General features: G+C 64.1%; 18 protein-coding genes. 10 read left to right on the forward strand and 8 right to left on the reverse strand.

From position 1 onward, the window contains the following. Positions 1-36: 36 nt before the first annotated feature. From ACP7BH_RS15335 to ACP7BH_RS15350, 4 genes are read left to right on the forward strand one after another with little or no spacing between them, the layout of a single operon-like run. Complete coding sequence (locus ACP7BH_RS15335; protein ID WP_425986628.1) at positions 37-756, forward strand: heme ABC transporter permease; 720 nt, start codon at positions 37-39, stop codon at positions 754-756. A 14-nt stretch (positions 757-770) separates the two neighbouring features. Next, positions 771-1,022 (forward strand): heme exporter protein CcmD, encoded by a 252-nt coding sequence (ccmD, locus tag ACP7BH_RS15340; RefSeq protein WP_425986630.1) that lies wholly within the window; start codon positions 771-773, stop codon positions 1,020-1,022. Next, entirely contained in the window at positions 1,019-1,591 is a 573-nt protein-coding gene (locus tag ACP7BH_RS15345) for a DsbE family thiol:disulfide interchange protein (RefSeq protein ID WP_425986632.1), read from the forward strand. The genes ccmD and ACP7BH_RS15345 overlap by 4 nt, the downstream gene beginning before the upstream one ends. A 54-nt stretch (positions 1,592-1,645) precedes the next feature. Beyond that, positions 1,646-1,909 (forward strand): hypothetical protein, encoded by a 264-nt coding sequence (locus tag ACP7BH_RS15350; RefSeq protein ID WP_425986634.1) that lies wholly within the window; start codon positions 1,646-1,648, stop codon positions 1,907-1,909. 3 nt (positions 1,910-1,912) lie between these two features. Here the strand turns inward: ACP7BH_RS15350 and ACP7BH_RS15355 are convergent, their stop codons facing one another. Together ACP7BH_RS15355 and ACP7BH_RS15360 are read right to left on the reverse strand one after the other, a co-directional pair. Beyond that, positions 1,913-3,451 carry a cryptochrome/photolyase family protein gene (locus tag ACP7BH_RS15355; protein ID WP_425986636.1) on the reverse strand — a complete coding sequence of 513 codons (1,539 nt, stop codon included), beginning with the start codon at positions 3,449-3,451 and terminating at the stop codon, positions 1,913-1,915. Between the two features lie 3 nt (positions 3,452-3,454). Continuing rightward, positions 3,455-3,808, reverse strand: coding sequence for a thiol-disulfide oxidoreductase DCC family protein (locus tag ACP7BH_RS15360; protein ID WP_425986637.1), 354 nt, complete (start codon positions 3,806-3,808; stop codon positions 3,455-3,457). Between the two features lie 107 nt (positions 3,809-3,915). On the opposite strand from ACP7BH_RS15360, the gene ACP7BH_RS15365 reads away from it, so the two are divergent. The 4 genes from ACP7BH_RS15365 to ACP7BH_RS15380 all read left to right on the forward strand — a co-directional run bounded on the left by ACP7BH_RS15365 (position 3,916) and on the right by ACP7BH_RS15380 (position 7,833). Beyond that, positions 3,916-4,371, forward strand: coding sequence for a DUF3429 domain-containing protein (locus tag ACP7BH_RS15365; RefSeq protein WP_425986639.1), 456 nt, complete (start codon positions 3,916-3,918; stop codon positions 4,369-4,371). A gap of 292 nt (positions 4,372-4,663) precedes the next feature. After that, entirely contained in the window at positions 4,664-5,953 is a 1,290-nt protein-coding gene (locus ACP7BH_RS15370) for a tyrosine-type recombinase/integrase (RefSeq protein WP_425986641.1), read from the forward strand. A 139-nt stretch (positions 5,954-6,092) separates the two neighbouring features. Next, positions 6,093-6,923 (forward strand): type IV toxin-antitoxin system AbiEi family antitoxin domain-containing protein, encoded by an 831-nt coding sequence (locus ACP7BH_RS15375; protein WP_425986643.1) that lies wholly within the window; start codon positions 6,093-6,095, stop codon positions 6,921-6,923. After that, a complete protein-coding gene (locus ACP7BH_RS15380; RefSeq protein ID WP_425986645.1) occupies positions 6,910-7,833 on the forward strand; it encodes a nucleotidyl transferase AbiEii/AbiGii toxin family protein in 924 nt (307 codons plus the stop codon). The genes ACP7BH_RS15375 and ACP7BH_RS15380 overlap by 14 nt, the downstream gene beginning before the upstream one ends. 96 nt (positions 7,834-7,929) lie before the next feature. Here ACP7BH_RS15380 and ACP7BH_RS15385 read toward each other — a convergent pair whose 3' ends face one another. The 3 genes from ACP7BH_RS15385 to ACP7BH_RS15395 all read right to left on the reverse strand — a co-directional run bounded on the left by ACP7BH_RS15385 (position 7,930) and on the right by ACP7BH_RS15395 (position 12,795). After that, the gene (locus ACP7BH_RS15385) at positions 7,930-9,819 is read right to left on the reverse strand and encodes a UvrD-helicase domain-containing protein (protein ID WP_425986646.1); all 1,890 of its coding nucleotides are present in this window, start codon (positions 9,817-9,819) and stop codon (positions 7,930-7,932) included. Next, a complete protein-coding gene (locus ACP7BH_RS15390; RefSeq protein ID WP_425986648.1) occupies positions 9,816-11,807 on the reverse strand; it encodes an ATP-dependent nuclease in 1,992 nt (663 codons plus the stop codon). Before ACP7BH_RS15390 ends, ACP7BH_RS15385 begins: the two co-directional genes overlap by 4 nt. 235 nt (positions 11,808-12,042) lie before the next feature. Next, positions 12,043-12,795: a helix-turn-helix domain-containing protein gene (locus tag ACP7BH_RS15395; RefSeq protein ID WP_425986649.1), complete on the reverse strand. Its 753-nt coding sequence runs from the start codon at positions 12,793-12,795 to the stop codon at positions 12,043-12,045. Between the two features lie 215 nt (positions 12,796-13,010). On the opposite strand from ACP7BH_RS15395, the gene ACP7BH_RS15400 reads away from it, so the two are divergent. Together ACP7BH_RS15400 and ACP7BH_RS15405 are read left to right on the forward strand one after the other, a co-directional pair. Further along, the gene (locus tag ACP7BH_RS15400; RefSeq protein WP_425986651.1) at positions 13,011-13,853 is read left to right on the forward strand and encodes a hypothetical protein; all 843 of its coding nucleotides are present in this window, start codon (positions 13,011-13,013) and stop codon (positions 13,851-13,853) included. 59 nt (positions 13,854-13,912) lie between these two features. Next, entirely contained in the window at positions 13,913-15,199 is a 1,287-nt protein-coding gene (locus ACP7BH_RS15405; RefSeq protein WP_425986653.1) for a hypothetical protein, read from the forward strand. Positions 15,200-15,245: 46 nt separating this feature from the next. On the opposite strand, the gene ACP7BH_RS15410 is transcribed toward ACP7BH_RS15405, so the two are convergent. From ACP7BH_RS15410 to ACP7BH_RS15420, 3 genes are all read right to left on the reverse strand, one after another. Continuing rightward, on the reverse strand, positions 15,246-16,046 hold the full coding sequence (locus tag ACP7BH_RS15410; RefSeq protein WP_425986655.1) for a hypothetical protein: 801 nt from the start codon (positions 16,044-16,046) through the stop codon (positions 15,246-15,248). A 106-nt stretch (positions 16,047-16,152) separates the two neighbouring features. Further along, entirely contained in the window at positions 16,153-17,673 is a 1,521-nt protein-coding gene (locus tag ACP7BH_RS15415; protein ID WP_425986657.1) for an argonaute/piwi family protein, read from the reverse strand. Further along, positions 17,666-19,105: a toll/interleukin-1 receptor domain-containing protein gene (locus ACP7BH_RS15420; RefSeq protein WP_425986660.1), complete on the reverse strand. Its 1,440-nt coding sequence runs from the start codon at positions 19,103-19,105 to the stop codon at positions 17,666-17,668. Before ACP7BH_RS15420 ends, ACP7BH_RS15415 begins: the two co-directional genes overlap by 8 nt. Positions 19,106-19,172 lie beyond the last annotated feature (67 nt).

Raw genomic sequence — 19,172 nt, forward strand, 5'->3', positions numbered from 1 at the left:
TGCCCGTCGCCCCTTCGCCGCGTAAGCGCTGAACCGATGTTCGGCCTGTCCAATCCGCAGCGCTTCATGGCCTTCACCGGCCCGTTGACGCCCGTTCTGTGGGGCCTCGCCGCCGTGCTGCTGGGCGTCGGCGCCTGGCTCAGCTTCTCGGTTCCGGCCGATTATCAGCAGGGCGACACGGTGCGGATCATGTTCGTCCATGTGCCCGCCGCCGTCTGGGGCCTGGGCGCCTATGCGGCCCTGGGCGTGTCCAGCTTCTTCGCCCTGGTGTTTCGTCATGCCCTGGCCGACGCCGCCGCCCGCGCCGCCGCCCTGCCGGGAGCCGCCTTCACGGCCCTCGCCCTGTTCACCGGGTCGCTTTGGGGCCAACCCATGTGGGGGACGTGGTGGGTGTGGGACGCACGCCTGACCAGCGTGCTGGTGCTGTTTCTCTTCTACCTCGGCTATATGGCGCTGAGGGCCTCGATCGACGACGAGCAGAAGGCCGGGCGCGCCGCCGCCGTCCTGGGTCTGGTCGGCCTGATCAACCTGCCGATCGTCAAATTCTCGGTCGACTGGTGGAACACCCTGCACCAACCAGCCAGCTTCCTGACCCCCGGATCGTCAGGCCTGGACCCGGTCTATCTGCCGCCCTTCCTGACCATGCTGGCGGCCTACGGCGTGCTGTTCGCGGCCCTGTGGCTGACCGCCATCCGCACCGAGATCCGCCGCCGCCGCGTCATGACCCTGCGCGCCCGTTTGGCTCAGGAAGCGTAAGGAGCAAGGCCCAGATGCTCGACCTCGACATGACCCCCTACGCCGCCTTCGTCTGGCCCGCCTGGGGCGTCAGCGCCCTGGTCCTGGCCGCCCTGACCGCCCGCGCCGTCATCGCCTCGCGCAAATGGAAGCGGGAACTGGCGCGGCTGGAGACGGACGCGACATTGGAGGCCGCTGAGTCCAACCGCCCTCAAGTCGCGCGAAGCGCGATAGGGCCAAAAGAGCGTCCTCAAGCAGCGCAAGGCGCTGTAGGACCCCAAGAATGAACCGCTGGCTGGCCCTCATCCCGCTGGTCGTCCTCGCGGCGCTGGCGGCCCTGTTCGTCGGCTGGTCGCTGAAGCGCGATCCTGCGTTCAAACCCGACGCCCTGGTCGGCCAGACGATCCCCGAGACCGTGCTGCCGATGCTGTCCGGCGATCAGACGGGGCCGGGCAATCTGGATCTGAAGACCGCCGGCGTCGGTCGGCCCATGCTGGTCAACGTCTTCGCCTCGTGGTGCGCGCCGTGCCGGATCGAACACCCCAAGCTTCTGGCGCTGAAGGCGCGCGGCATCGCCGTCGTCGGCGTCGCCTACAAGGACGAGCCGGTCGCGACCCGCGCCTTCCTGGACGAGCTGGGCGACCCCTATGCGATGGTTCTGGTGGATCGCGAGGGCCGGGCGGGCCTTGATCTGGGCATCTCCGGCGTGCCCGAGACCTTCGCCGTCGACGCTTTGGGCCGCATCACAGCCAAACAGTCCGGCCCGCTGCTGGACGACGCCGACATCGAACGGCTGGTCGCCTCCATGCAGGCCCCGCCCCGTTCAGCACCCAGCCCGGCGCCTCGCCCTCAGTGATCCTCCTGAACGCGCGTTAACCCTTTTTCGAGGGTTTCCGTTAACCATACTGGCATGAGCGCGATTCGCACCGGCCTGCCGCTGAACCTGCCCCCCCAGGGCCTCGACCTGCCGAGCGCGCGCAACGCCCAGGCGGCCTTTTTCCGCGCCGCCATGGATCAGGCCGCCGCTCCCAAAGCCCCCGCGCCCGCCGCCGCCGTCATGTCCTCGATCCGCACGGCCAACCCGGCACGGCCCGCCGAAGCCCCCGTCATGGCGCCTCAGCGTGAAGAGCCCCGCATCATGCGCCCCGGCTCCTACCTCGACATCCGGGTCTGACGCTCAGTCCAGCGGCGTCGCCCCCAGCAGCGTCCGACACGCCTCGGCTTCCGCCGCCAGGGCCGCACGCTTCGCTTCGCCGAACCCGTCCAGCGTCTTGTAGGGCATGGCCAGCCGCACATTGTTCCTCAGCCGGTGGCGATTGCGCTCCAGAAAACCCCAGTACAGCCGGTTGAACGGGCAGGCCGCATCGCCGCTCTTGCTCTTCAAGTCATAGCGACAGGCCCCGCAGTAGTCGCTCATCCGGTCGATATAGGCCCCCGACGCCGCATAGGGTTTGGACCCCACGATCCCGCCGTCCGCGAACAGGGCCATGCCGCGCGTATTGGGCATCTCCACCCATTCATAGGCGTCGGCGTAGACGCACATATACCAGTCATCGACCGCATCGGGATGCACCCCCAGCAACAGCGCCAGGTTGCCCGTCACCATCAGCCGCTGGATGTGATGGGCATAGGCGTTGTCGCGCGTCGTCTTCACCACATCGGCGACGCAGGCCATGTCGGTCTCGCCGGACCAGTAGAACCCCGGCAGTTTGCGGTCCGCATCCAAGAAGTTGCGCGCCCGATATTCCGGCGCCTTTAGCCAATAGATTCCCCGCACGAACTCCCGCCATCCCAGGATCTGGCGGATGAACCCCTCCACCGCGTTCAGCGGCGCGCGACCTGCACGATAGACCGCCTCGGCCTGGCGACAGACGTCCAGCGGGTCGAGCAGACCCAGGTTGATCGAGGTCGAGATCAACCCGTGCCACATCCACGGCTGGTTCTCGGCCATGGCGTCCTGCCAGTCCCCGAACGACGGCAGGGCGTCGCTCAGGAAGTGCGCCAGCGTCGTTTCCGCCTCGTCCGACGTCGTCGCCCAGCCGAACCCGTCCAGCGATCCGAAATGGTCGCCAAACAGCCGCTCCACATCCGCCATCGCCTCGCGCGCCACGGCGTTGGGCGGGATGCGCATCCGACCCGGCGGCGTCACGCCCTTGGCCAACTTCTTTCGGTTCTCGGCGTCATAGTTCCAGCGCCCGCCCTCCGGCTGGGCGCCGTCCATCAAAATGCCCGTCTCGCGCCGCATCTCGCGATAGAAGAACTCCATCCGCAGCTGCGACTTGCCCGAGGCCCAGCGTCGGAAGCGGTCGTGCGAGCTGATGAACCGCCGATCCTCGCGGATTTCGACCGGCAGGCCCGCACCCTCGGCGAAGGCCGCCAAATGCTCGGCCAGCCGCCACTCGCCGCATTCCGTCAGCACCACCGCCTCATAGGCGCCGTCGTCCAGGGCGCGCGCCAGTTCGCCGGTGATCGATCCGCTGTTGTCGGGATCGTCGATCCGCACATATCGCACCCTGACACCCCGCGCCGTCAGCCGCTCGCCATGGTTTCGCATGGCGGCGAACACCAGGGCGAGCTTCTGCTTGTGATGCCGGACATAGGTCGCCTCGTCCCGAACCTCGGCCATCAGGACCGTGTCGATATCGGGGTCCAGCCCCTCCAGCGCCGACAGGTCGTCGGACAGCTGATCGCCCAGCACCAGCCTAAGCACCGACATGCGTCATCCCCACTTACGGACCAGAGACTGAAGACGCGGACGCACGCGAAGAAAGAGCCGGTACGCGCCTTCCAGCGCCGCAAGAACCACCGGAACACGCGCCGCCAGCCCGATGGGCCGCAGCAGGGGAATGGCCCGCCACATGGCCGCAAAGGCCGCCGCGCCGGACAGCAGCCGCCCATTCTCGCTGGCGTGGAACCGGGCGAGCAGGGCGTCGCGATCGATGGGGCAGGTCGCGTCTCCCTTGTCCACATCGACGAACCGGATCGCGCCCCGGCGATCCAGCCGACGCATCAGAGCGATCTCGCGGCGGCACAGGGGACAGCCTCCGTCATACCAGACAAGCAGTTGGGTCATCGACGTCGAGGGCTTTCGTGGACGGAGTGCGCGGTCGCCATGATATACGGGCGTCCTCTATAATCCGGATCGCACGCAGCCCCGACAGGTGTCCGATGGATGACGAAATGACCGACCGACACAGACTGCCGCCGATCGCCCGTGTCCTGGGTTTCGCGGGCCTCCTGCCCCAGGCGGCGGCGGTCGCGGTCCTGATCGGAGGCGGGCCGGACGTGCGGTTCGCGGCCCTCAGCCTGGCCTATGCCTATGCCGCCCTGATCTTCAGCTTCCTGGGCGGGGTGTGGTGGGGCCTGGCCGCCATGGCGCGAGGGGCAGGGCCGCGCTGGGTCTGGATTGCGGCCGTGCTGCCGTCCCTGCTGGCCCTGGCGACGGCCTGGCCCTGGGCGACCGGCCAAACCTGGCCCGGACCGTCCCTGATCGCCTTGGGCGTCCTTATCGCCGCCAGCCTGCTGGTCGATCTGAGGCTCAAGGCCGCAGGACTGACGCCCGAAGGGTGGCTGGCTCTGCGCGCGCCGTTGTCGCTCGGACTGGGGCTGCTGACCCTGATGGCCGGCCTGATCTGACGGACCGCCAGGATTCAGGGCAAAAAATCGGGGCCTGCCGAGAACGACAGGCCCCTGATTTTATCAGTCTCGACTTGGAGCGGGCGAAGAGATTCGAACTCTCGACCCCAACCTTGGCAATGTTGGGGATCAGCATTTCCGGGCTTTTCAGGACGTTCCAAAAATCAGCTTTGTACGTTGTTTTGCATAGAGTTTCTTGTTTATCCGGTTGCGGAGCTTTTCGGCCGGTTTCACTTGAGTTGGTAGCGGAGTGGTAGCGGTGGCTCGGAAATGAGCGTATGTTTCTATCGCCATGACGAAGCAAAAACTCACCAGGCGCGTGGTTGAGAGCGCGCCAGTTCCGGAGACCGGCGAGGGTCGAATCTGGGACAGCGAGATCGCAGGCTTCTGCCTTCGGATCTATCCGGGGACCGAGACCCGACACGGCCATGCCGCCAAGCCGGTCCGAAGAATCTTCGCCATCAAGTACCGGGTCCGCGGGATCCAACGCTGGCTGACGCTTGGCGAGCATGGCGACGGTCCGGACAAGCTCACCGCGGACCGCGCTCGCAAGGAGGCCGCATCGGTGGTGGTCGACGCACGGCGCGGCATCGATCCCGGCGAAGCCCGCAGGCGCATCGAGGGCCTTACCGTCAAAGGCCTGGTTGAGCTCTATCTGGAGAGGGGGCCGGACGACAAACCGACCAAACGGGATTCGTCATGGGCCATGGACCGGACCAACCTCGAGCGCCACGTCGTACCCCTGCTTGGGAAGTTGGCGCTTGATACGGTCACCCGCGACCACATCACCGGGATGATCCGCTCGATCACGGCCGGGAAGACCGCCAAGGATGTGAAGACCAAACTTCGTGGTCGATCCATCGTCAAGGGCGGGGCAGGCATCGCTGACCGCACCTATTCCACCCTGCGGGCGACCTTCAACTGGGCGATCGACAAGGGCCATTTCGCCGGCCCGAACCCCTGCGCCAAGGTCGAACGAAAGCTCCGACCGGCGGTCGAACGCTTCCTGTCAGAGGCCCAGGCCCAGGACCTGATCGCCGCTCTCGACGCCCTGGAGGCGGATGCGACGATCTCCGAACGGCAGGGCGCAGTCTATCGGCTTCTGCTTCTGACGGGCGCGCGGCGAAACGAAATCGCGGGCCTGCGCTGGACGGAGGTCGACTTCGACCGGCGCCGGCTCGTGCTGCCGCCGAGCCGCACCAAGGCCGGCGGTCGCACGGGGGATCGTCGGATCTCGCTCAACGACATGGCCTTCGGAATCCTGCAGCGTCTCTACAAGACCCGCGGTCGAAGCCAGTTCGTCTTCCCGGCCACCAAGGGCGACAACGGATATGCGACCTCCGAGTCCAAGATCTGGCGCGACAAGGTGCTCCCCAAAGCCAAGCTGGAAGGCGTCCGCATCCACGACCTGCGCCACAGTTTCGCAAGCTTCGCCCTGGCCGACGGGGCCAGCCTCCCGATGATCGGAAAGGCTCTGGGACACGCCAACAGTCGCGCCACGGAACGGTATGCCCATCTGAGCGACGATCCGGTTCGCGCGCTTGCGGAGCGGATCGGTGAGCGTTTCAGTCCCAAGGCCTGAACTCGGGTCCACGCGCTGATATCAACCCTGCGCCATAGTTTGTCTATGATCCTAGTAAGACACTCACGGTGTTCCAATATGCCGAATGGCAAACCAATGTGTTTGACAACCTTCATATTAGGACACTAATAGTGTTCAAATGCAGGGAAAGCTAAACAAGCTCGAACGTATCCTCCCGGAAGGCCTTCTGGTCGATTCCGGCTGGATGAACGAGAACGGCTATCCCAACTCGCTAAGGGCCAAATACGTCGCTTCGGGGCGCCTGGAACGCACGGCGCGCCGCGTTTATCGACGTCCGCGCGGAACCCTCGACTGGCCCGTCGCCGTGCTCTCGCTCCAGGCCCTGCTCGACTATTCCATCGTCGTGGGAGGACGCACCGCGCTCGAACTTCAAGGCTACGCCCACTACCTTCTTGCCACCCGCAAGGAGGTTCATCTCTATGGCGACGAAACCCCGCCGACCTGGCTGGCCGACCTGCCTCTGGATGTCGCGTTCAAATATCATTCGTCCCAGAAGTTGTTCCGCAGCGCCCGATACTTCGAGGTCGCCCGGCTCCGCGAGGACTCCAGCGAAACCGGCCTCCTGGCGGACTGGGCCCGCGCCGCAGTAGTGGACACCCCCCTGGGCCACTGGCAATGGCCCTTGCGCCAGTCGACGCCCGAGCGCGCGATCCTCGAACTTCTGGACGAACTCCCCGATCATGAGAGCTTCGACCAGGCGGACCAGCTGATGGGCGCCCTGGCCACCCTCAGCCCGCGACGTCTCCAGCGTCTGCTCGAGGATTGCGTGAGCGTGAAGGTCAAACGCTTGTTCTTCTATTTCGCTGACCGACATGGTCATGCGTGGCTGAAAGCCCTGGACCGCGACGCCATCGATCTGGGCAGCGGCAACCGCGTGCTCGCCAAGGGCGGTCGACTGGACCCGACCTACAAGATCACCGTGCCGAGGTCGCTCGATGCCGGTCAGTGACGTCTACGCCCGGCAGGTCCGCCTCCTCGTCCGAACCCTTCCCCTCGTGTTCCAGGAACCCTGCTTCGCCCTGAAGGGCGGCACGGCGATCAATCTTTTCGTCCGCGACCTGCCGCGGCTGTCGGTCGATATCGACCTGACCTATCTGCCCGTCGAGGATCGAGACACATCGCTCGCCGCAATCGATGCGGCGCTGAGGCGGATCGCTGACGCCATCGAACACGCCCTGCCGGGGTCGGTCGTCGTGCGAGGCAAGGGTGGAGCCCAGCCCGTGATCGACAAGCTGCTCGTCCGGGCGGACGGCGCGGTGATCAAGGTGGAGGTGACGCCGGTCCTGCGCGGCGTGGTGTTCGAGCCCGAAGTCCGTCCGGTTTCAGCAGCGGTGGAAGAGCGCTTCGGTTATGCGGAGGCGCGGATGGTCTCCCACGCCGATCTCTATGCCGGCAAGATCATGGCCGCGCTGGACCGCCAACATCCTCGCGATCTGTTCGACGTCCGCGATCTGCTGGCCAATGAGGGGATCACGCCGGCACTGCGACAGGCCTTTGTGATCTATCTGGCCAGCCACCACCGGCCCATGGCCGAGGTGCTCCGCGCCAATCCCAAGAATCTGGCCCAGGAGTTCGAACGCGGGTTCGATGGGATGACCGAAGACCCGGTGGACCTCCAGGACCTCATCGCGGCGCGCACAGCCCTGATCACCGCCATCGTCGATGACATGCCCGAGGTCCACCGCGCCTTCCTGATCGGGTTCAAGGCCGGCGCGCCTGACTGGGACCTGATCGGCCTGCCCGACGCCGCCGACCTCCCCGCCGTGCGCTGGAAGCAGTTGAACCTCGACCGTCTGGAGCCCGCCCGGCGCACAGACATGGTCGAACGGCTTCGACAGACTTGGCCGCAATCAGTCTGACAATACCACCAGACAGCAACATGCTCACTGACTCCGGAGGTTCGGACGCTATGAGCAACTGACGCAAACGGTCGCTTCGGTGTCTGCCCGATCGGTCTAGATGGAAATTTCCGGAACGCCAGCCTGCCCTAGGAGCGCGTAGAGTTCGGCTACCTTTGATCGTTGGCCACGTTGCTGGCAGAACGCAAAGATGGCCCGCTGCTTCGCTCGGGAGAGGGCGACGAAAAACGCGGCGAGGCCCTCTTTGTCGCCGGGTTTGTGCGCCCACCAAGCTTGGTCGTCGAGACCCATGAAGACGATCGTGTCGTACTCAAGCCCCTTGCTCTTATGCACGGTCATCAGAGGTATCTGATCGAGACCTTCGAAGGCATCCAAGCACTCGGACCAGGTCGATACCCCGGTCGCCGATGCCATCAGGTGCTGCAGCAGCCCTTCAACGACGATCTCGAGAAGATTGCTTGCTCCATATTCAACATAGGTTCTTTGAACGGCCGCGGGATCGAGGAAGGTCAACACGGCCTCTGCGATGTTAACCGCCGCCTCCGCCGAGGGCGCGGTTTCAGTCATGTCTTTCCTAAGCCCGGCCAGAAAACGGGACAGAGTGGCTTCAGCCCGGGCGTCCGCAGCATCGTCGCCGGGCGGGATCGCTCTCAGCGCCGAGACAGCGGCGGATAGATACTGCCAGGCTGCAGGCGAACGCTGGACAGATCCGAGCCTGAGCGCAGCGACGACGAGCCGGCAGAGGCTGTCGGACAGCAGGTCCTGAAGCGGGACTTTGCCGACCAGCGCGCTTTCGTTGCGAATACGCAAGCCGCTCGCGGCCATCGGCGCGCGGAGTTCGGTGTCCACCGCCTCCGCCTTCTGCTTGACGAGGATCGCATAGTCGCGTGGGCGACGTCCTCTCCGCTTCATGTCGCTGGCCAACCACGTCGCGAGATGGCGCGTTTCTTGAGCGCATGTCGGGCTGTTCCAAATCTGGGCCACGTCGCCATCGATAAGTTTGCCTGTCTTGGCCAAGACCTGTGGCGACGATGGGTCGAGGGCGCGTGCGACGACATGCTGGATGGCGACGAGATCCGGTGAAGAACGAAAGTTGAAGAGCAGGGGCACCCGCAGAGCGTGGAAGTCTGCTTCCAATCGGGCGAAGGCGTCTGGTCTCGCGCCGGCCCAGCCCATGATCCTTTGTTTGTCGTCTCCGACGCCGGTGATTACGGCGCTGCTGCCTCTGAAGACCGAATAGAGGAAATCATACTGAGCGAAGGTGGTGTCCTGAAACTCGTCGACGAAGATGAAAGGATAGGTGGCGCGGAGTGCGTTCGCGATCTGAGGATTTGATCTCAGAAGCAACTCGGCCATGCGGTTCAACGTGACGAAGGTCAGGTTGGATGGATTTCCCGCACCCCGTTGCTCTGACCACCACCGTGTGGTCGCAAACTCAGCCCCGGATCGCGGTTCCGGGTGAGGAACGAGCATGCGTCTGGCCCCCACCGTACGACCCTCGAAACTCGAGGGACCGATCTCCTCGATCTCGGCCTTCCATGGACCTGGCGCCGCAAGCCGTGCTTGAGTGAGCCAATAGTTGGTCGACTTGTAATCCCAAAAGGCAATCTCATAGGGCTTCGTCGGACGCCACTCGGCGGGAATTGCAGTGTAGAATCTGTCCACCAGGTTTTTGGTGAAGGCGTCGAACGTGATCGAAGTGAACCGATCCGAAAACTCCGCAGGGCATCGCTGTTTGACGCGGTCCGCCAGATTTCCGGCGGCATCGCCCTTGAAGGAAATGGCCAGGATCTGGAAAGGCGGGCGGCACAGGCCTGTTTCCAGCAGATAGGTCGCCTTCTGCGCCAGGAACTCTGTCTTGCCCGCCCCAGGGCCTGCGACTACTGAGGTCGATCCCGGGTGGCGGAGCGCGGTCCACGCGGCGGGTTCGAGGGCATCGATCCCGCGCGGCCTCCAGTCGTCTGGCGCGGTGAACCGTAACGTCATGATGTTGGCGATACGGTCAGAGCCCCGGGCGCAGCCGGCGGCGGGGGATCGAGCTGGGCCGCGACGGAGCCGAGCAAGGCCTTCAGTTCCTCGGGAGCCGCCGAAGCGAGGGCCGGACTGTCGAGACCGCTCAAAACCCGCACATGCGTGCTTGGCTTGCCTCGCCCCAGAAACAGATAACGATACCAGCGCAGCAGGCTGTCCTGGCTGGAGTCGTAGAGGGCGTGAATGCCGCCGTCGCCCAACACGGCGTCTCGCGGCTCCCCGGCCGGGGACGGTCCGGAACGTCCGGGCTCTGGCGCCGAATAGGCGGCCTGCAATGCCATCAGCATCGAGTAATCCAAATCCAGCGGCTCACAGAAGAAGACGTTGAACCTTCGAAGAGATCGCGCCCACGTCTGAATGTTTGTCCAGTTGGCGGCGGCGAAGGTGTCGAAGGCCGCCAGGTCGGCCGAAGGGCCCGCCGGGCTTGGGGTTTGGAAAAGTTGGTCAGGCCGAACGCCATTTTCCATCAGCTGCGCGCAGGCGGTCTTGATGCGCCCCCAGCCGCCGCCCGCACGACCGTAATCCAGATCCAGAAGAGTCGCGTGCGGAATGTCCAGATCGACAAGCAGCCGCCACAGGTGATTGACGTGGCGGCCCCCAAGGGGAACCACCGCCACGAAAGACCGATCGATGTCCAGGCCAAGGGCCTCGGCGAGGCGCGGGAGCACCACCTCTTCGGAGGCGCCTTCGCCGAGGATCACGAAACGGGCAAAATAGAGTTCGGGGTAGGTTCGCACAGCCTCGCGAACGAACTTCGAAGCCTCGTCCGCGATCGGAGGCAATCGGATCCCTCTCACGCGGCAGGCGCGGGTCTTCGGGTCGAGGCGGAAATGACGGACTTGCTCCGGCTTCACCCGCGCCAGAATGCTTGGCGAATGGCTCGATAGCATAGCTTGAGCCCGTGACCCTGCGGTCAGTTCCTGGATCTGTCGGACGATACGGGAGAGGTAGAACGGCGCGAGGTTGTTTTCTGGCTCTTCGACGGCGATCAGGGTCAAGGCGGGAATGCTGATGCCGCCGGGCTGAAATCCATCAGGGCGGGGATCCGTCGCCAGGTTCGATTCTACGTCGAGCGTCGCCGCGGTCATGGCGAGGTGGAACAGAGATCGCTGGCCGTCACTCAACTCATCGAGACCACGTTCGCGCCCTGCCTCGTCGGGGCGGAACAATACCTCAGCCTTGCGGATGAACTGTTCGAACCGGAGATCGATAGGCCGAAACACCGGCGTGGAGTCCGTGCCTGCGGTGTGGACCTGCTGCCATCGCCTGGTGACTGCTGCGACCACGGCGTCTACCGCCGGCTCGCCGGAGAACGCGTTGTTCAGGGCAGAGCCCGCCGAAGCGAACGTCGTCCGCGTGCCTTCCGACCAGTTGATCGCCCGCCACAAGCGTCCACGCAAAAAGGCCGTCACCTGCGAGATGCCGTCCCGCGAGGCCGGTACATAGATGAGCTGGATTCTGGCTCTATCTTTGGGTTTCAGGTCCGAACACTCAGCGTCCGTGTATGCCCCCATCGTCCGAACGGCGCGATAGGTGTGTTCGATCGCCCCATCGATGGAGCCGTCATCCGTCCAGACCGCCTCCATCCGCAAGCGGCATTTCATCCTTCCGCTGTCGTCCGTCGCCATCTGAGAGAAGAACTCAGGAACGGCAGACGCGTCCGCAAGCGGATCGTCGAGTTCCGGAAAGGCCAAAACCGCCTCTATGGTGAACCGGCGCTCATTAGGCGGATTCACTTCCACAGCCGGGATATGGAAGTCTTGTCGCCGAAGCCGCCGCTGGTCCGGCGTAACGCCGAAGAGCCGCTGAAGCGCAAGCATAACAGCGGTCTTTCCCGCACCATTTACACCGACGAAGGCGGTCAAGCCTTGATCGAGAAGGATCGGGATAGGGTTTGGTCCGAAGCATCGGAAGCCGGAAATTTCAAGTCGTTCGATGTGCAAGACGCCACTCCCCTTGACGCGACACGCTGAGATGCCGCAACCTTTGCTTGCAGCCCGTTCTGACGGCCCTTGTAAGGCTCGACAAGGGGCAACCGTGAACCATTAGCTTGGGCTTTCGGCTCTCGCGCGTCAGCTTCTGATCAACGTCGGCGGCGGATCGCCCAGACGAGTTTGGCCAGCGCCGATGCCAAGGCGGCCGCCGCCAACAAAGCGGCCGGCTCTAACAGCTGAGCCATCACGAGGCCTGCGATCCTTGATCGTCGGCGCCGCTAAAATGACGGCGATCCAGGATCAGAATCTTCCGGGCCCGAACAGCCGGATCGGCGTCCCGGTGTGCGATGCCAACAATCCCGACGCGTCGCGGCGCCTTAGAAGAGGTGTCGGGTTCAACTCCGAAGACGACACCCAAGCCTTCGCGGCGCATCTCATCGAGATGGCTGAAGATCAGATGGTAGAGTTCCCGTAGCCCGCCTACGCTCGATCTCGTCAGCAACGGTCCTGCGGCAAGCCGGAAGGCGAGAACTTCGATCAGCTCGAACAGGCCGCTGACCAGCGATGAAGGCTCCGGATCTCCGCCGAGCGGCGCATGAACGACCAGGTCGCATCCGGCCAAGGATCGGAGCTTGGCCTGGTTGTCGAGCGGCGACACCTTCACGATTGCGATGTGGGGATAGGGGTTGTTTTCCGGCTCTGCCAGCTCATCAGGCGTCAGCGGGCGCCGGGTCGCCGTGTAGTATCCTGGCTCAAAACCGAACGCCGCGCCTATCCGGTCGAGCGCCTCGGGCTGAACCTTCTCCCCGCGTTCGATGCGTTCGAGGGTGGAGAGAGAAATGCCGGCCATATCCGCGAGCGTGGACTGTTTCCACGACCGAAGTCTTCGTGTCACCGACACATTGAACGCGATGATTTCAGGCGGGACCGGAGCATCGATGCTGGGGTCTGGGGCTGGCAGGGCCACAAGGCGGTCGTAGAGGGAGGGGGTCGGCATAATGGTATCCTTTCGCCCCCTTTTCTGGGACCTCGCGTGCCGCGAAAGTAGCCCCATCCGTCCTTCACCACCCGCCGCAAATGGCTGACGCTCGCCGTTCGCATTCGCCATCGGGGTGGGCGGGGCTCATCGGCATAGTAGGGCTAATTGAGATTGCGCTGTCTCGTGCGAATCTCCTGCGTGGTTCGCCAAGTTGGAAATGATGGACTGGAACCATGACCGAGCGGAAAGAGGCAGACCCTCGTGAGGCGATTGTAGATGATGGCCTGCTGTCGCCACAGGTCGAGACGTGGCGACATATCTACATCGACAACTACCGTGACTGGTTCGAGCTCGCGCGCGAGCTGAACCGGTATGCCGTGAGCCTATTCCAGGATCATCAGGACGCCGGCGACGGCGGGCCTGCAAATGCGGCCGCGCCGACCGCCGTTCGCGTCTACGGCCGTGCACTTAACGCCTACACGGCAAGCATCATGCTTGCCGAGCGCGCCATGACGATAGAGGCCGTGGGCGCGGTGCGCCCCATCCACGAAGCCGGGTTCTGGCTCAGTCTTCTGGCGACCAATCCGGAGAAGGCGCTCGAGGAGCTGGACATCGATCACCACAAGCACGCGGTCGATCGTGAACAGCTCCTCCGGGCGGCCTACCCAGGAAACGCCGAGCTCCATTCCGCGTCGGTGCAAAGAGAAGCGGCTCATGCCGCGCTGCTGGGCAAACGCCGGCCGATCTCCATGAAGGCGTTGGCGGCGAGCCTGCCCGGAGATCCCGGCTACCTCCAGTATCGTCTCGCGAGCGGCTTCTACGGGCATCTCTCGCGAAATAGTCTGGACGCCCTGAAGCTGCGGACAGGAGACAAGGGCGTCCGGCCGATACTGGGACCGTTTGAAACCGAGATTCCCAAGGCGCTTTTCTTCGCGATCGACGCCATGGCGCGCACGACGCGCTATTTTGCGGCGCTGGTGAAGGTGCGTGACGCGAACGACATCCTTTCGGCGCTGCGAACGACGCTTACTGATCTCGGCAAGGCCGACGCCGAGGCCGGGCCCCAAGGCGGCTGACGGCCCCGCGACGTTCCGACAAAACGGTTGCCGAAGCGAATCGGCTGCTACGATCCGTCATGGGCAAGAAGATCTCAGACAACCCGACAGCAGCCGAGATGATGCAGGCGGCTGAGGCGGCGCGTCTCATCGCGAGCCTCGGGATCGTGCCGCCGGATGGCCCATTGGCAGACGCCGCCAAAGCGCTGGCGGACGTCGTCGACAAGGCCGGCGTCCTGACCCTGCCCGACCGCTTCAACACCGCCTTCTCGGGCGTGGGTTGGGTCACTTGCGGAAGCATGCCCACAGAGGCGATGGAATCCGCGATCGCACTCAAGACCGCAGGCAGGGCGGTCGATGCGGAGCAGTTGCTGGCCGACATCTTCGATGAGCCGACGCTGAGGTTCCTGATCATGCGCTCCCATCGCTTCCACAAGGTGTACGAGCGCAAGCCCCAGCTTGAAGAGGCCAAGGCGCTGTTCCTTGAGGGCCGCTATCTCGCCGCCACGCCACTCCTGCTTATGGCCTCTGACGGGCTGGCCTACGACGTCGGCGGCTTCAGCGTCTTCTCCGAGCACGCCGATCTCACGGCCTTTGATTCCATCGTCGGTCACCCGACCGGCTTGCCCGCCCTGATCGGTCTCATCAGGGCGCCACGCACCAAAACGACGGGGGACCCGATTTCAATCCCCTACCGGCACGGCATCCTGCATGGTCGTGATAGCGGCTACGGGAACCGGATCGCCTGCGCCAAGGCCTGGCACCTGTTCCAGGCCTTGGTCGATTGGGCTCAAGAGAAGGCCGCCGAGCCGGACCGGATCGCGGTCCAGAAGCGCAAGGCCTCACAGTCATTTGGCGATATTATCGACGAGGCCGTATCAAGCGCGGCGCGTCGAGACGCGGAGAAAAAGGCGCTCGACGCCTGGACGGCCCGAGACCTCCCCGGCCTGCCAGATAGTCTCGAACCCGGCTCGCCAGAGGAAGCGCTTCACGACTATCTAGTCGGCTGGAGCACTAGCAACTTCATGCTGATGGGGAGCCGATCGATCAATGTCGTCGGCAAGAGCGCCGGAAAGCTCGCCTACGAAGCCCGTCGCGACGCGCGCGGGCTTAGGCTGACGGATTTCCGTATCCAACGGTTCGAGGACACGACCCCAAGCAGCTCGCGTGCGGAAACAATGCTTACGTTCGAAACCTCAACGGGGCGAAGGGAGATGCAGCTCTCGATCGGGGTCATGCTCGACCTCGGCAAGGACGGCATTCACCTGCGCGGCCCCATGGCGCGGTGGCAAGTCATGGGCCACGCCTTGCAAGAGGCCCGCAGGCGTTTGGGTGAAGCTGGCGACCAAGAATCAGTGATGCCATGACGTGAGATGCCTGGCGCAGCGAAAGACATCTGGGCGTCGGGCGCGATCAGCCCATGCTGATGCTGGCCCGCTGATCCTGGAGGCGATCGAACGCGTTGCGGATCGCCAGGGAGAGATTGATGCGCAGGCGCGTCACCGCATTGTCGCGGCCATCGAGATAGTCTCGTTCAAGGCGGCGTAACTGGTCGGCGGCCCGCGCATCGCTGAAGACGTCGAGACTGTCGAGTTCCTCGTGAACCGCGACGATCTGCGCGGTCGAGCCCCGGCCGACGATGCGGAAGTCGGGGCTCGCGGGCAGTCCGCCGGAGACGGGCGAGAACACCTTGATCGTTTCCCGCCCCTTGTTCTCCGTGGTGACGAAACTGTGGTCCGCGATGTCGATGATGAAATCGCCGGTCAGCGCGGTCGCAGGCTGATACAGGCCCGACCGGTTCCGGAGCCTTTCATGGAGCCAGTAGTCCTGATCAGTATCGATCGGCGCTTCGCCCGGCTCGTCGTCCCACGGCCTGTAGCCCGACCGCGGATTGAGCGGCGCGTGGATATAGGCCCCAAGGTTTGACGGGAGCTTGCCGTAGCTCACGTCGAACTGGTCCGCGAAGGCGGCGGCCAGCCGGCCGGCGACCAGGAGCTCGAGACCGCTGAGGTGGAGCGCTCCGATCAGCGCGGCGTGCGCCAGCCCGACGCCGTCGTAGACTCGCGCGCCCGCCTTGCCCGAAACGCTGGCCCGCGCTCTGGGCGCGAGTCCCTGATCGTGGAGTAGCGCGAAATTGCGCGGCGTAATATCCGCCGCCAACGCCACTTCGCGCGAGGTCAGTAAGTCCTGTGTCGATCTCGAAGGGCGGCCCATGTAAACTCTCACTCTCTGGAAGTTTTAACTTCCACGAAGTGGGTGTTTAGTCAAGGGCTTGCTTCAACACACGGTGGGACGCCGGAGCCGCGGCTGTTCGTGGCCTTCAGATGTAGTGCTTGAAGGGCAAGGGCGGCAGGTTGGCGATTGGCGCGGCGGTCAGGATTTCGCCGACGTCGTCTGCAAACCTCAAGGTCACCGGCGTGCCATCCCCGTAGATGCAGGCATTGAAGTTCAACTTGGTGAGACCTAGGACGTCCTGCATGACCTGGGTCAGATCCGCGTCGCCCTTGGTCACCTCGATGGACAGTGGGTTGGGCGCTTCGCGACCTGGATAGGTCTGGAGATCGGGCACGAATCCGACGGTCCAGAGATAGCCCTTGCGCGGGCTGACGGTAAGGGCCGTTCCACGCAGAACAGGGCTCCGTCCCTGACGGAAGAGTTTGATCTCGCGCGTCGTCTGGATCCGCACGCCGACAAGCCGTGTGTCAGGTCCCACGGCGCTGGAGAAGCCTCGCCATTCCGCCTCGTTGAAATGCTGCTTGGCGTGGATGAAAAGTTCCTTGGGCGGGCGGCCGTGCTTGGCGATATAGGCCTCGACCACCAGGCCGGCGATCTCCTTCGCCTTCGCCTCATCAAGGTGGAACTCGGACGTCGTCAGCGAATACCAGGGGCCCACTGCGCCCTTGAACACGACGCCGTCTCCGGATCCGAGAAACATCTGGGCGCCGCAACAGGCGTTCCCTGGCGATCCGGCGGTATCGGTCTTCTTGAAGACGAGACCGATGTAGCAGACGTCCTCTCTGACACCCGCTAAAGCCCAAGGACGCCCCCCGGCCTTGAAGAAGGCGGTCGTCGACAAGTTCCAGGCGATATTGGCGGGATCCTGTAGCATCCGCGGCTTGCCGCCGAGCGCATTGACGCCCTCCGGATCGATCGTCGATTCCCGGACGATCTGAAGAACCACTTTCTGATCGAGCAGCCGCGCCTTGAGCTGGTTGTGGAAATCGACCTCGTACCGGTAGGGCTCGGCGGCGGCGTTGTCCTCTGCGAACATCGACGGCACCTGTACGAAGTTCCGCGCCGTACGGGCGGAGAACCGCTGGCTGGTTCGGGTCCGTTCGGGCAAGGGAACGATCGACTTCGGCCGACAGAACCGGTGTACATCATCCGGAATAACGACAAACCAGACCGCCGGCACGCTGTCCTCCTCGCGGAGGAACTTTCGGATAGCCTGGTCGAAGAGATCGACGGTCTTGTACACGCGCTCGTGGCCGTCCGGGATCCGGACTGTGCTCGACAAGGCCGCCGCTGAAATCGAGATGGTCGCGACGGGGTTGGCGGGCCATTTGGTCTTGAAGGCCGCCTCAAAGCCCGGGAAAGCCAGATGGTGCTGCTCCGCCTTGGCGGCCGGAATATATCCCGTGATCTGGGATACCCACTTCTTGTACCGCGCTATTCCCTCGTCCGTGCCGATGACGCCGACCCTCATTTCAGCGGGTTTGCCCTCGTCGATCATGGGGCCGAAAAGGAACAGACCATCCTTCGGATCGGGCAGCATCTGGCCGTGTCCGAACTGGAGTAGCGGCTCCGGCAGGATCTGCAGGCTCTGGAGCGGTTCAGTCATCTGCGGGCTCCGCCATGTCCGCGATCTCGAAGGCCTCGTCCGGCTCCACCGGCGCTTCCGGAGGCGTCTCGTCCTCATCATCCAGGACCACGGCCCGGGATTTCACGGCGGGATCGGCGCAAGAGATCGGCGATTCGAATAGGACTGGCCGCGCATCCACGACGACCTCTGCAAAATCGCCCATCGGCAACCTCAGGCGGCCGTCGTCGTCACCGATCCAGGCCACGTAGGCCAACATCAGATCGCGCCACTGCCCGTTCCACCAGTTCCGGCAGAAGCCGCGCCGGAGCTTGTGCATCTTCTCCACGCTATCGAGCGGCGTCTTGCCGTCGTGCGAGAAGATGACGGCCGCCTTCATGACGAAATGGGGGGTGTCCGTCATGACGGGTTTGGCGATGAAGCCGAGGTGCCAGTAAACTCCCCGCTTCTCGCTCCGGCCCACCATGGCCTTGCGCCTGCGTTTGCCGGTGTGATCGACAAAATAGGCGGTGTCCTTTTCGATCAGGTCCTTGGTGAAGAACCATGCGACCGAATTGTCGGCCATCTCGAACGCGGACAATCCCTTGGCCGCCATGGCGTTGTTCCAGGATTGCCGCAGGAGGTTGACCACCATGCGCCGCGCGTCCGCGCGTTTTACACCGGGCATCGCCGCCGGCATTCCGGCCAACATGTCTTCCAGCGGCAAGGTGTAGCGATGCTCGATGACCTGTTCCGGAAGAGCGAGCTTCAGATCCACCTCCGTGCCGAACGTCCCCACCAGCCTGAAGTATTTGAACCAGGGGAGACGGGTCTCGGCCATGACGCTCGTGACCGCCGTCTCGGCGACGCCGAGCGAGAAGAGGGACACTTGGGGAGGTAGCGAGGCGATTGGGAGCCAGTTCGAGTAGAGCTGCTCGGGCTCAATCCGGGGCATCTGATCGGCGTCGGACCGCCGGAGACACCAGGCTGCGACATCAGCCAGGGCGATTGCACCTTTCGGCACGCCGTCACGCTCAAGAACCTGAAACACTCTGGCCAGGGCGGGAGCCCACCCGGCCTTGAAGTCGATGACATTCTTGCGGGCGATATTGGCTTTGAAGTCCGAAAAGGGGACATCGTCGACCCTGACCGGCAAGAGGAAATTGGCGATCTTGTCGCTGCGCTCCACCGTGACGGCGAGGTGGATTTCGTCTTTCACGCCCTCCTTGTTCAGGGCTGCGGCTGAGACGACCAGGATGAATTTCGCCGTGTGATGGCGAATGGCGTCTTCGATGTCGTCCCAGAACAGCTCCCCGCCGATCAGCTTGGTGACATCCGACCAGACTTCATAGCCGGCGCTGGCGAGTTGAACGCCGAGCCATCGGACGAAATCGTTCTCCTCAGGATTGGCATGGCTGATGAAGACGAGGCGACGGCCGGGTCCGGAGGCCGTTTGAGGCGATGGCGAGGTCACGGATGATGGAATCACTCAGGAACCATAGCGTGATTTCCAAAACTCTTCCTGTTTTGTTCCGCCGCGC

The sequence above is a fragment of the Brevundimonas sp. TWP2-1 genome, assembly GCF_049897645.1.
Taxonomy (GTDB): domain Bacteria; phylum Pseudomonadota; class Alphaproteobacteria; order Caulobacterales; family Caulobacteraceae; genus Brevundimonas.

What these genes read in the sequence shown, in the direction of transcription:
- ACP7BH_RS15335 (WP_425986628.1), top strand. Translation starts at nt 37, where the DNA reads ATGTTCGGCCTGTCCAATCCGCAGCGCTTCATGGCCTTCACCGGCCCG.
- ccmD (WP_425986630.1), top strand. Translation starts at nt 771, where the DNA reads ATGCTCGACCTCGACATGACCCCCTACGCCGCCTTCGTCTGGCCCGCC.
- ACP7BH_RS15345 (WP_425986632.1), top strand. Translation starts at nt 1,019, where the DNA reads ATGAACCGCTGGCTGGCCCTCATCCCGCTGGTCGTCCTCGCGGCGCTG.
- ACP7BH_RS15350 (WP_425986634.1), top strand. Translation starts at nt 1,646, where the DNA reads ATGAGCGCGATTCGCACCGGCCTGCCGCTGAACCTGCCCCCCCAGGGC.
- ACP7BH_RS15355 (WP_425986636.1), bottom strand. Translation starts at nt 3,451, where the DNA reads ATGTCGGTGCTTAGGCTGGTGCTGGGCGATCAGCTGTCCGACGACCTG.
- ACP7BH_RS15360 (WP_425986637.1), bottom strand. Translation starts at nt 3,808, where the DNA reads ATGACCCAACTGCTTGTCTGGTATGACGGAGGCTGTCCCCTGTGCCGC.
- ACP7BH_RS15365 (WP_425986639.1), top strand. Translation starts at nt 3,916, where the DNA reads ATGACCGACCGACACAGACTGCCGCCGATCGCCCGTGTCCTGGGTTTC.
- ACP7BH_RS15370 (WP_425986641.1), top strand. Translation starts at nt 4,664, where the DNA reads ATGACGAAGCAAAAACTCACCAGGCGCGTGGTTGAGAGCGCGCCAGTT.
- ACP7BH_RS15375 (WP_425986643.1), top strand. Translation starts at nt 6,093, where the DNA reads ATGCAGGGAAAGCTAAACAAGCTCGAACGTATCCTCCCGGAAGGCCTT.
- ACP7BH_RS15380 (WP_425986645.1), top strand. Translation starts at nt 6,910, where the DNA reads ATGCCGGTCAGTGACGTCTACGCCCGGCAGGTCCGCCTCCTCGTCCGA.
- ACP7BH_RS15385 (WP_425986646.1), bottom strand. Translation starts at nt 9,819, where the DNA reads ATGACGTTACGGTTCACCGCGCCAGACGACTGGAGGCCGCGCGGGATC.
- ACP7BH_RS15395 (WP_425986649.1), bottom strand. Translation starts at nt 12,795, where the DNA reads ATGCCGACCCCCTCCCTCTACGACCGCCTTGTGGCCCTGCCAGCCCCA.
- ACP7BH_RS15400 (WP_425986651.1), top strand. Translation starts at nt 13,011, where the DNA reads ATGACCGAGCGGAAAGAGGCAGACCCTCGTGAGGCGATTGTAGATGAT.
- ACP7BH_RS15405 (WP_425986653.1), top strand. Translation starts at nt 13,913, where the DNA reads ATGGGCAAGAAGATCTCAGACAACCCGACAGCAGCCGAGATGATGCAG.
- ACP7BH_RS15410 (WP_425986655.1), bottom strand. Translation starts at nt 16,046, where the DNA reads ATGGGCCGCCCTTCGAGATCGACACAGGACTTACTGACCTCGCGCGAA.
- ACP7BH_RS15415 (WP_425986657.1), bottom strand. Translation starts at nt 17,673, where the DNA reads ATGACTGAACCGCTCCAGAGCCTGCAGATCCTGCCGGAGCCGCTACTC.